Raw genomic sequence first — 12,192 nt, 5'->3', positions numbered from 1 at the left:
TTACTCCTCCCGTGATGGGTGCTGCCCGGCTTCGTGGCGCTTCTGCTGGCGACCGAGTTCACGCACCGTCATCAGACTCACCCCCACCAGCACCCCGAGGGCGCCACCGATAAGGCCGGTCGCCGTGGGCGAGGTATAGCCCCCCTCCTGAATTTTCACATCGGGTTTATCCACCCGCGGGGTCGGGTTCTCGACCTTGGCAAGCTGGAAGATCCCCTTGCTAAAACCGACCCCCTGCTCGTTACAGCCATAACAGGGGTGACCGATGCCGACCGGCCAGATGCCACCGCCCACATCGCAGAACTCCAGAGTTGAACAGTTGCCATAGGTCTCCGGCCCTTTGCAACCCAGATGGTAGAGACACCAACCCTGACGGTGACCCTCATCGCCAAACTCCTTGGCAAAACGCCCTGCGTCGAAGTGCGGACGACGCTCGCAGTTCTCGTGGATCAGACGCTCATAGGCAAACAGCGGACGCTTCTTGCTATCCAGCGCCGGCAGCTTGCCGTAGGTGATGTAGTAGGCAACCGTGGTGAGGAAGTTGTGGGGATTGGGCGGACAGCCCGGGATATTGATGATGGGAGTGCCGATATTGCCGAGCGCCTCTTCCAAGCTGACCGCACCGGTCGGGTTGCCGCCGCTCGCAGGCACACCGCCCCAGGCAGCACAGGAGCCGATGGCGATCACCGCAGCCGCGTCGGCAGCAGCACGACGAATATGGTCGACGATAGGCTCACCGGCCACCATGCAGTAGACGCCGCCATCTTTGAGCGGAATGGAGCCATCAACCACCAGCACATACTTGCCTTTATAGCGCTTGATGGCGTTGTGCTTGTTCTCTTCCGCCTGATGACCAAAGGCCGCCGAGAGCACCTCGTGGTACTCCAGCGAAATAGTATTGAGGATCAGGTTCTCGATGGTGGGGTGCGTGGCGCGCAGCAGCGATTCGGTACAACCGGTGCACTCCTGCGCCCCAATCCAGATCACCGGCGGCCGTTCGGGGCTGGTGAGCGCAGTGGCCATCTTGGCGACAGCATGCTGACTTAATCCCAGGGTTGCGGCCATCCCGGCACACAATTTCATAAAATCACGGCGATTAATCCCATGAGCCGATAAAAAATTATCCTCGACCATTCTTCTTATTCCCGTAGTGAGCACTTGTTTGATAAATGCTTAATAGCGGAAATGCTAAGGACTCACCCACCCTGCAGTATTGATCTCTATCAATTTCGACCGGCTTACCCCTATTTTCATAGCGAGCCACATCACAAATGAAATTAATTACCCCCTAAGAGATATTTAGCAAAACCGTAAATTTTATGAACTTAATTGGATATTAAATAATTAATCACCGCATATCCTCTCTTTCACTGTGAGCCAAATTAACATGATTGAAATCTTGGCTATACCGCTCATTTCACAATACTGATGCCCACCAATAAATGATCCATTGAATATATCTTTACTCATCTCATTGCATATTTCATGCAGTCATCCACGGGACAACCTCCTGACTTGCCTCCCCATACCAGAACGGTCTCACGGCCAGCTGCCACCGGTAGCAAGCACGGCCTGCACGGCACGATTTACCTGCATGTCGTTTGGTTTCAGTTTGCATTTTACCTGCGCTTCAGTGCGACACGTTCTACTGCTAGCCCACACAGCACAACCCCGCTTGGCCTCCCTGCCGTTTAACACCGCTTAATGAAAAGATGCCGCCGAGGTATGCATATCAGTATGACCTCCCCCCACTCTTTATTGTCTTGGATGCTGGTGAGTAAAATATCGCACTCACGGATATGTTTACGCATCATCGTGAATCTGCATTCAAATTAATGGTGAGAGAAAGGCAAGGTGGAAGGCTGCCTGCAACATAGTGTACATATTTAACTCGCGATGCATTCGCTCATCCGGTTACAGATGTTACCGCCCACCTTCACACTATTTACCTTCACGTCACCCCGCTTAATTAACCAGAGCGTAAATATCCATCTCCATCGATATAGATGATAATTATTCTTGTTCAATGGCAACCCCAAAAAATGAGTTTGGATGACGATGAACATGACAAGCGATAAGGGTGTAAACCATCACTCAAGCAGTGGTGCCAGCAACTGCAGCGCCTTATCGAACTCGAACTCGTTGACCGCCCGGCTCACCTCTTGAAATGCAGCACGCAGCGGCAATGCACTGCCAGCCAGATCAGCCTCAATCTGCTGACAAAACGCCAACGCCTGGGCATCGCTCTGTGCCAGCAAGGCCCCCAACTGCTGGAGTTGCGCCGCCAGCATCCCGGCATCGATGCCTCGGCAAGCGCCCATCGTCACAGGGGACACTGCCAGCGCGGCTTCCAGCCCAGACAGCAGGGGCTTCAGCTCGGCCATCAGGGATGGCAAGCGGGTTGCGACCCCTGCATCATCCCCCTCTTCACTGGCTTGCTCGAGCAGCGCCGCCTGCTCCGCCACACCGGTCGCCCCTATGGTGCTGGCACTGCCCTTGAGGGTGTGAGCCAGACGCCGGGCAGTGACTTTGTCATCCGAGACCCACGCCGAGTGGAAACTGGCTTCCAACCCCCGCTGCCCGTTACAAAAGCGCTGCAACATATTGCGGTAGAGCGCACTGTCGCCCCCCATCACGGCCATGCCCCGCTGCACGTCAAGGCCGAGCACGCCTTGCCAAGGGGTAGCATCGTCAGTCACCTGCAACTTGCTGGCGGCAGCCAGAGGTCTGGCGGGTGTGATCCAGTGCGAGAGGGTCGTCAGCAACAGCGGCATATTCAAGGGTTTGGCGATGTGGTCATTCATGCCTGCCGCCAGCGCCTTCTCTTTATCCCCGGCCATGGTGCTGGCGGTCATAGCGATAATGGGGATCCGGGCCAGCGCCGGATCGGCGCGGATCAACCGGGTCGCGGTGTACCCGTCCATCACCGGCATCTGGCAATCCATCAGGATACCGTCAAACCCGCGATCTTGCGCCAGCAGGGCGAGCGCCTGTGCCCCATCGCAAGCACAGACCAGGGAGATCTGCTCCTTGCCCAGCAGGGCCAGCGCCACCTCCCGGTTCATGTCGTTATCATCCACCAACAGCAGACGAGCCCCCGCCAGCCCATGAGCGGGCAGCGCAACCTGATGATGGGGGCTTGCATCCGATAACGCCTCTCGTCCCACGGCATCGCCCCCCTGCGCCTTACACAATGCCTGACACAGTGCCTGCGGGGTAAACGGATGGGCCAGCACATCACACGGCGCCAACCCCAGCGCAGCAACATAGCTGGCAAGCGGTGCGGGATCGCCCGAGGTGATCAGCAAGATCGCGGGCGGCGCTGCCAGCGTGCCAACCTCCTGCAGCACCTCTGTCAACCAGCTCTCCCCCTCCAGCCAGCCCAGCACAACTCGATCACAGGGTTTGCCCGCCGCGATGCCTTGATGCAGCAGTGCCAGCACTGTGGCGGGCTCGTCCGCGCAGACAAGCTCAACAGGCAGCGCCGCCAGCTGGTGGAGAATGGCCGCTCGCGAAGCAGGACACGACTCCAGCAACAGCAGACGCTGCGGCGCCAGCGGCATGGCCACACGTTGCTCTTTCTCCTTACCCTGATCCGCCAGGGTGGCGAGACAGATACGGAAGTGGAACTCGCTGCCCTGCCCCGGGGCGCTCTCCACCCAGATCTCCCCGTCCATCAGTTGCACCAGATTGTGCGTGATGGCCAAACCAAGACCGGTGCCACCATATTTGCGGGTGGTCGAGCTGTCAGCCTGTTCAAAGGAGTGGAAGAGACGCTGGCACTGCTCGGCTGTCATGCCGATACCGCTATCCTGCACACTGCCCTGCAGCCAGATCTTGCCATCTCGCTCGTTACTGCGTGCCAGCCGGACAATCACCTCTCCCTGCTCGGTGAACTTGATGGCATTGCTGGTCAGGTTGAGCAGGATCTGGCCAAGCCGCAGGGGATCGCCGCACAAACGGTCAGGCAGATCACCGGCCAGATCGAACAGCAGCGCCAGCCCCTTTTCCCGCGCCCGAAACGCCGTAAGATCCGCCAGCCACTCGAACACCTCGTTGAGCTGGAAATCCACCTTCTCCAGTTGCAGCTTGCCCGCCTCCATCTTGGAGAAGTCAAGGATGTCGTTGAGGATCCCGAGCAGGTTGTTCGCCGCTCTGTCTATCTTGCTCACATAGTTGTGCTGCTCGGGGGAGAGGTTGGTTTGCAGCACCAGATGGGCCATACTGATGATGGCATTCATTGGCGTGCGGATCTCATGGCTCATGTTGGCCAAAAATTCGCTCTTGGTTCGGGTGGCATCTTCGGAGATCTGCCTAGCTTCTAGCATGGCGGCCTCAGCCTGCTTGCGGTCGCTGAAATCGAAGATGATCCCGTCCAGATAGATGGCCTTACCCTCGGCATCATAGGTGGCGAGTCCGATGGAGTAGACCCAGCGGAGCTGACCCCAGCGATCGAAGATGCGGTACTCGTTGATGTATTGCCGATGTTCGGCAATGGCATCGATGGTGTTGCGGTTGCTCAGTTCGAGGTCATCAGGATGGATCAAGTCACCAAAATCGCGGCTGTTATCGACAAAATCGCTGGCGGGATAGCCGGTTAATTTTTCCGCCTCGTCGCTGACGAACAACATGGTCCAGGGATGATGAGGCAAGCAGCGATAGACCATACCCGGTACGTTGCGCACCATGGACTGGATCCGCTGCTCGCTCTCGTGCAGCCGCTGGCGATCTGCCGCTATCCGGTCATGAGCCTCCCGCATGGCCTGCTCGGCGGCACGGATCGGGGTGATGTCGACCAAGCTGCCGACCGCACCGCTTCGCTCGCTCTCGGCAAGCTCGATCCCCGAGAGAAAATAGAGCATGTCCAGAGGACGGCCATCCGGCGAAAACAGGCGCACCTCATGCTGCGTTCTGGCCTGGCTGCCAGCCACCCTCAACAAGGTGTTGTCCTCATCCGCCGAGTCCAACCCGGCAAGTTGGGGCAACTCCGCCAACCGCTTGCCCTCGAGCGGGCGGGCACCACCAAATGAGCTGGTAAAGGCGCGATTTACCCCCAGCAGGCGACCCTGATTATCTGCAATATCGATCTCGATTCGGCAAACTTGCTCACGCTGCTGAAAAATATTCGCAGTAGGGCACCTCATCACACACTGCCATTTTTGACCCTGACCTCAGGGACAGATCGCCCATTGATCGAACAATTTGTCCAGGCGAAAGTCTCTGACATTATCTTGACCCCGCTCAAGCCCGATACCCTTAAAACCAGGATCACTCGGCTGCTGTTGGCAACCAGCCAGTCGCAGCCCCCACTTTCACAATTTGAATTCGGTCGTTTACACCGTTTTTCCAACAGCGATCTGGTCGCCAGCAATCAGGATAGTCCAACCATTCTGGTGGTTGACGATGTTCCAGATAATTTGATGCTGATCACCTCGGTATTTCGCAAAGAGTTTCATCTCAAGTTGGTCAAGGATGGCGAAAAAGCGATCAGGATCTGCCAATCAGATAATCCACCCGATCTGGTGCTGCTCGATATCATGATGCCCAACCTGAACGGATTCGATGTCGCCAGAATTTTGCGTGAACATCCCCACTCAGAGCACATCCCCATCGTCTTTATGACGGCACTGGATGATATCTATTCCCGTAAACGGGCGATGAAACTGGGGGCCGTCGATTTTATCACCAAGCCGATCGACATCGAGATGCTGCGTTTTCGCATTGCCAATCTGATGCGGCTGGTGCATGCCAGAAGAGATCTGCAAAAAGAGTTCGATCAGATGCTTGAGCTCAATGCGCTCAAAGAGAGCCTCGAGTTCAATATCCGCTATGAAATTCGGGAGCCCCTGCTCAACGCGCTACACCTGCTGGAAGAGCTGGCGGCCGACTCATCGCTCAACATGCTCCAAAAAACCCAGCTATCCATCACCAGAAAATCTGTAGGCGATGCACTGGCATTGACCCGGCTGGCCAGCGAGATTTACCAGATTGAAACCGGCACCTTTGTTTTGAAAGCGGGTAAAGTCCAGCTCTTTAATATTTTCAACCGGCTTTCGGTGCAATTCAAAAATCTCTATGCCGAGAAAAAGCTCGATATCAAGCTGACCAAACCCCAAAATTACCTCTATGACGAGCTATTCATCGCAGGTGACGAATTTCTCTGTTATTCCGCGTTTCAAATATTGACACGGCTCGCTTGTGAGCATGCGGAGCCCTCCTCCTGCGTGGAAATTGTCTGTCTGAAATACCCCGACAGCATTATTTTAAATATTGATAGCTCGACCTTGCTGGATATCAACAATGTCCTCTCTCTGTTCGACAGATTCCCATCCTCTAATAACAACAAAGAAGCACACAGTCACAATGGCTATCATGGCAAAATCATGCTGGAAGCCCATGGAGCCACCGTTACTGTGTCGCTGGATGAAGAAACCAGGCTGCTGAATATCTCGGCGCACTTCCCGCAAAAAGAGGGTTTCAATCCATATCCAGAGTGAAAAGAATCACGATCACAGAACTCTGCGGTAACATCGCCGTGGATCATTTTTGGCTACTGCGATGGGTGAATAAAAAAAAAGGATTTATCACCCCTTTCCATTTATTGTCATCTGGTGGTTTACGCAACGGGGGCTCTTTAATGCAAGCAGCAAGGGCGAACACCATGAAGCTACCCATTATCCTGTTGGGTTATCTCATTTATACCCCACTCAACAAACCCATCCATTTAAGGAGATAACATGAGTCTCATTCGCCGCGTTATCCCCTTGTATGTTCATATTGCCCATCTGTTTCTGGGTTTATTGCTGGTGTTTGCCTTGATCACTCTTGGTCACCAATATCGGCAAACCAAAACCATGCTGATGAAAGTGGCGGAAGACAGATTCACCCTGATTGGCCAAATCACCACTCAGGCTTTAGAAGGGCTGTTCAGCACCTCAGCTTTAAGCGTTAATCTGCTCGCCCAACAGCGCCTGACCGAAGCCAAGACCCTGTCAGAGCGAATGGCCAGCCTTCCCTACATGACAACCCTGCTCAAAGGACAACCTTCTGCCAACGCGGTGTATGCCGGTTACAACAACGGCGATCTATTCTGGCTCATGCGCTGGCCTGCCGACACCGAGGTACCACACCTAACGCCGCCCGCCAATACCCGCTGGATCGTGAAGAGCATCCGGCATCAAGAGGCAACCACTCTTACGGAGACCTTCGCGCTGGCCGACAATCTCACCATCATTGAACGGCAAGAGGAATCAGGACAATTTTTTGATCCAATAGAGCATCCATGGTTTATTCAGGCCAAGCAGAGTGGACAGTTGGTGCAATCCCCTCTCTATATCTCGCACGATACTCAGGAGATGTACCTGAGTTTTGCCGAACCAATGCAAAATGGGGCTGGCGTCATAGGGATGAGCCTGAACCTCCGAGCTATCGAGCGCCTGCTCAAATCCGCCAAGATAACCCCCAATATGCGTCTAGCCATCGTCAATGAGCAGGGCGAGCTAATGACAAGTCATAAAGGTGGGATGCTGATTCATGAACATGGCGCTTATCGACTTGCAAGAGTGACCGAAGCCGACCTGCCTATGATCCAACACTTGATGAATGCCAGTCAGAATCAGAAGGCAGATAGTCTTTCCTTTAAGTCAGAGGGCAATGATTGGCAAGGAATGCGTATCACTTTACCGGAAGCCGATGGGTCAAAATTAACCCTCTGGATTGCAGCACCTGTCGATGAGTTGCTGGCCACCGCCTTCACCATTCGCAATCAGACCTTCCTTCTGTCGGGCATCTTCCTGATCTTTGCCCTGTTCGCGGCCATCAAGCTGGCCAGAACCGCCGCCAGGCCCCTTGATGACCTGACTCAAGAAGCAGGAAAAATCGCCCACTTCGACTTCAACGATCCGATCCGAGTCAACTCCTATATTGCTGAAATCATCGATCTCTCCCAGGCCATGGGCGACATGAAATCGACCATCCAGCGCTTTTTGCAGCTTTCCACCTCCCTCTCCAGCGAGACCAGTTTCCCCCGCTTGCTGGTGCGGCTGCTCACCGAAATGCAGCAACTGACCGGTGCAACAGGCTGCATGCTCTACCTCTCCGATAGCGGCAACAAGACACTGGATCTGGCAGGGTTGTGCTGGAATGGCGAGGTGCAGGAGCAAACGCCGATCCACAGTATCGGAACCCTCAATCAGCCAAAACATCCACTGTTCCAGAGCTTGCAAGGGGTAGAACTGGAACCCGTTGCATTGGTCACCAGCGAATTGCAGATCCTGTTTCCCTACATCGAGGAGAGCGACACACCACTGACCTTCTGGCCGATTGCCCTGAAAAACCGTGATGGCCAACTGCTCGGCACCCTGGTGTTTCTGATCGATGAACGGAAGAAGTCACTGACCCCGCAGCGGATGGCATTTGTCAACGCGCTCTCTTCCACCGCCGCTGTGGCACTCACCACCCAGCGACTGCTGGAGGAGCAGCGCAATCTGCTGGAAGCCTTTATCCAGCTCATCGCAGGGGCCATCGATGCCAAGAGCCCCTATACCGGTGGCCACTGTCAACGAGTCCCCGAACTGACCAAGATGCTGGCAGAATCGGCATGTGAGGCCAAGGAGGGCCCCTTCCAACACTTCTCGCTCGATGAAAAACAGTGGGAAGCAATACATATCGCGGCTTGGCTGCACGACTGCGGCAAAGTCACCACTCCGGAGTTTGTGGTCGACAAGGCCACCAAGCTGGAAACCCTGTGCGATCGCATTCACGAGGTCAGGATGCGCTTTGAAGTGCTGAAACGGGATGCCGAGATTGCCTACTGGCAGGCACGTCTCCATGGGGGTGATGAGGACACGTTACAGGCCACGCTGCAACAGCAGTGGCAACAGCTGGATGAGGAGTTTGCCTTTATCGCCCGTTGCAACGAAGGGGGCGAATTTATGGCCACAGAGGATATTGCAAGGCTGCAGCAGATCGCGGGCCGCACCTGGCAGCGCACGCTCTCCGATCGGATTGGGATCTCTCAGGATGAACTGGCGCGCAAACAGCGGGCCGCGGAGTCACCGCTGCCGGTCACCGAACCCTTGTTGGCCGATCGCCCGGATCACCTCTTCACCCGCAGCAACCGCGACCGTCTTGCCCCTGACAACCCTTGGGGATTTCAGGTCAACACCCCTGAATACCTCTATAATCGCGGCGAGCTCTACAACCTCGCCATCCGCCGGGGCACCCTCACAGATGAGGAGCGCTACAAGATCAACGAGCACATGATCCAGACCATCATCATGCTCGAAAAACTCCCCTTCCCCGCCAACCTGAAACAGGTGCCGGAAATCGCAGGGGGACACCATGAGAAGATGGATGGCACTGGTTATCCCAAGCGGCTGAAACGGGACGAGATGAGCATCCCTGCCCGGATGATGGCCATTGCCGATATCTTCGAGGCGCTGACCGCCGGCGATCGCCCCTACAAGAAAGCCAAATCTCTTTCGGAGGCCATCCGCATCATGGGATTCATGCAACAGGATCACCATATCGACCCCGAGCTGTTTGCGCTCTTTCTCCGCTCTGGCGTCTACCTGCGCTATGCCAAGCGTTACATGAGCCCGGAGCTCATTGACGAGGTGGATATCAGCCCCTATCTCGCCAGCCATTGATCGCCGCGAGGCACTCTGGGTTACCTGATGCCTGCAGTCTGGGGATCTGCATGCAGACCCGCCGTCTTGTCACCGGTGGTCACCCCGATGCGTAATAGAGATGGGGAGGATATGCACCGGACAGCCATGCTAATCCTCTCCATGGCACCTTGTTCTGACTGACCTTACGGACACTTGCCAATAACGGTAATCGAATAAAAAAACGATAAAAATCAAGATAGATAGCCAAATGAAATGACATTATTGACTATAGTTCAATCAAACGTTTGAAATACGTGACCACTTCTCATGGGCCCAGCGCAATGACCACTGAACGGGAACAGTTGATCCGCTCACTGTTTGATGAGTACATCGAGCTGTATTCATCACGGGATGATCGGCTCACCACGCGGTTTAGCGACAATTTCAGCGGTTTTGCCGGCAGCAGTGATGTTCTGGTTACCGATAGGGATGAGTGGATCCGGATAACCCGCCGCGATTTTGCCCAGATCCCGGGCAGGATCCGCCTGGAAATACTCAATGTGACCCTGCAAGATCTGGCCGCGGATGTGGTGGCGGTCACCGCCTTCTTTCATATCCATCTACCGAAATCAGAACCTATCCTCTCCCGCAGAACCGCCAGACTGGTATTGATTTTTCGACACGAAGCCATGGCGTGGAAAATTGCTCACAGCAGTATCTCCATCCCTTACAGTGCGGCTCGGGAAAACGAAATTTACCCGATGACCAGTTTGGAGGAGCGCCAACATGAGCTGGAGCTCATTATCGAGCTCAGAACCAAGGAGCTGGCGGAAGCGAACCGGAAACTGGAAGCGCTCAGCAATACCGACGGGCTCACCAATATCGGCAACCGTCGTCTGTTCGACAACTCATTGAACCAGGCCTGGGAACACTGTATTCAGACAGAGATGCCGATTGCGCTCATCATGCTCGACATCGATCATTTCAAGCAGTTCAACGACCTCTATGGCCACGTTGCCGGTGACGAGTGCCTTCGATTGCTGGCCCATACCCTGGCGCAATCCGGGCGCCGCTCGGGGGAGTTGGTGGCTCGCTACGGCGGAGAGGAATTTGTCATCCTGTTGCCACATGTCGAGCGTCAATCCGCCTATGAAATTGCCCAACATATCCAGCGACTGATTTTTGCACTGGCGCAGCCACACGCACAAAATGCCACCGGTCTGGTGACCGTTAGCATGGGTGTTGCCTGCCTCAGACCATCGAGTCACTGGCAGCCATCTGAACTGGTCAAACTGGCTGATGCTGCGCTCTACACCGCCAAATCATCCGGCCGTAACTGCATCAGAGTGGCGGAGTCACCCAGCCTCCCGCAACCAGTCTGACCATAAGTCCCTCATACGCCACCATCCTTCCCGTGGGGAATCACTGCGCGCTAACCATGCACGGCAAGGCTCAACGCATCCCATCGCAACATACCTTCCCACTGATCCAGTGTGCTTTGATAGGTATCTGCCGCGTTGTAATGGACCATGGCATGCAGGCGGGCATGATGGCCAAGTCGCTTGACCACGTCGGGCATGGCATTGATGCTGGCCAGCACCCGCGCCAGATCGCCGGGATCGTTTGGTTGATATTTGCGGCAATTCACGTCATCGGTGAGGTGTCGATCCCACCAGGCGCCATCGGCCGGGATCACTACGCATAATCCCGCCGCCATGGCCTCCAGAATGGAGAGACCAAACGGTTCCTGATGACTGGTGGAGACAAAAATGCCGCATTGAGATCGGATCTCGTCAAGATTGGCGGGGTTGGCATACCAGTGCGTGTCTGGCAGCTGTGGCTGAGGCTGGCTGCAGGGTTGCAGCGTGCCCTTGGGTTGCAGATAGCACACCATCAGCTCGGGGCGGGCGTCAGGGATCAGTTGATGGGCGGCCAGCATGGTCTCCAGTCCCTTCCAGCGCAGCAACGAAGCCGCCCACAAAATACGGGGCCCCCCCAGGGTCGCTTTGGGCCAATCAATCTCGCTCAAGCCGTTGGTAAATGGCTGCCAGTGTGACGGGAACTCGGTCTCGCCAAGCCGGGCCAGCAGCGCCGCCAGGGAGCTGCGGGTCGATTCGAGATAAAACACAAAACTCGCCCGCTGCAGGGCCCTGGCAGAGAGCCCCGAGCACCCCACAGGGCCATGGATCAGCTGAACCACCCGGCACCGCACCCAGCGGGCAGCCCAGTAACAGCAGAGATCCACTCCCGGCCCGGACGCCGCCACCAGGCACTTCACCTCCCCCAGACGCAACACCAGCCAGAGGGTCAGCAGAGTCTGCCACCCCTGTTTTAGCAGATAGCCGATGCCGGACTCCCGCCCCTTCAATATGTGGGGCAGCCAAAGAGGATGATGCTGACAACGGGACCAGGAGCCGGGATCCTGGGTCAGCACATGGCATGTGAGCCCGGGCATCCGTTTGGCCAACTCATCGAGCAGCACTTCGGTCGCAACCTTGGAGCCCCCGCGAAACGGGATGGGATCCACAACGATGATCTTTCCAAACACCGGCTCAGTTTGCATGCTCATCTTGCTGCTCCC

At 55.8% G+C, this 12,192-nt stretch carries 6 protein-coding genes; 3 read left to right on the top strand and 3 right to left on the bottom strand.

Annotated elements, in window-relative coordinates; genetic code table 11:
* Positions 1-1,134 (bottom strand): hydrogenase 2 small subunit, encoded by a 1,134-nt coding sequence (gene hybO, locus AB5Y71_RS10370; protein ID WP_005345182.1) that lies wholly within the window; start codon positions 1,132-1,134, stop codon positions 1-3.
* Between the two features lie 956 nt (positions 1,135-2,090).
* On the bottom strand, positions 2,091-5,144 hold the full coding sequence (locus AB5Y71_RS10365) for an ATP-binding protein (RefSeq protein ID WP_368171502.1): 3,054 nt from the start codon (positions 5,142-5,144) through the stop codon (positions 2,091-2,093).
* A 45-nt stretch (positions 5,145-5,189) separates the two neighbouring features.
* Here AB5Y71_RS10365 and AB5Y71_RS10360 point away from each other — a divergent pair, with 45 nt between their 5' ends.
* The 3 genes from AB5Y71_RS10360 to AB5Y71_RS10350 all read left to right on the top strand — a co-directional run bounded on the left by AB5Y71_RS10360 (position 5,190) and on the right by AB5Y71_RS10350 (position 10,993).
* Positions 5,190-6,497 (top strand): two-component system response regulator, encoded by a 1,308-nt coding sequence (locus AB5Y71_RS10360; protein WP_368171501.1) that lies wholly within the window; start codon positions 5,190-5,192, stop codon positions 6,495-6,497.
* Between the two features lie 240 nt (positions 6,498-6,737).
* Complete coding sequence (locus tag AB5Y71_RS10355; RefSeq protein WP_368171500.1) at positions 6,738-9,650, top strand: HD domain-containing phosphohydrolase; 2,913 nt, start codon at positions 6,738-6,740, stop codon at positions 9,648-9,650.
* A gap of 323 nt (positions 9,651-9,973) precedes the next feature.
* Positions 9,974-10,993 carry a diguanylate cyclase gene (locus tag AB5Y71_RS10350; protein WP_368171499.1) on the top strand — a complete coding sequence of 340 codons (1,020 nt, stop codon included), beginning with the start codon at positions 9,974-9,976 and terminating at the stop codon, positions 10,991-10,993.
* Between the two features lie 50 nt (positions 10,994-11,043).
* On the opposite strand, the gene AB5Y71_RS10345 is transcribed toward AB5Y71_RS10350, so the two are convergent.
* Positions 11,044-12,180 (bottom strand): glycosyltransferase family 4 protein, encoded by a 1,137-nt coding sequence (locus AB5Y71_RS10345; protein ID WP_368171498.1) that lies wholly within the window; start codon positions 12,178-12,180, stop codon positions 11,044-11,046.
* Positions 12,181-12,192 lie beyond the last annotated feature (12 nt).

Source organism: Aeromonas sp. R9-2, assembly GCF_040908025.1.
Taxonomy (GTDB): domain Bacteria; phylum Pseudomonadota; class Gammaproteobacteria; order Enterobacterales; family Aeromonadaceae; genus Aeromonas; species Aeromonas veronii.
The sequence above is the reverse complement of the archived record's forward strand: the minus strand, read 5'-3'. Positions and strand labels throughout refer to the sequence as shown.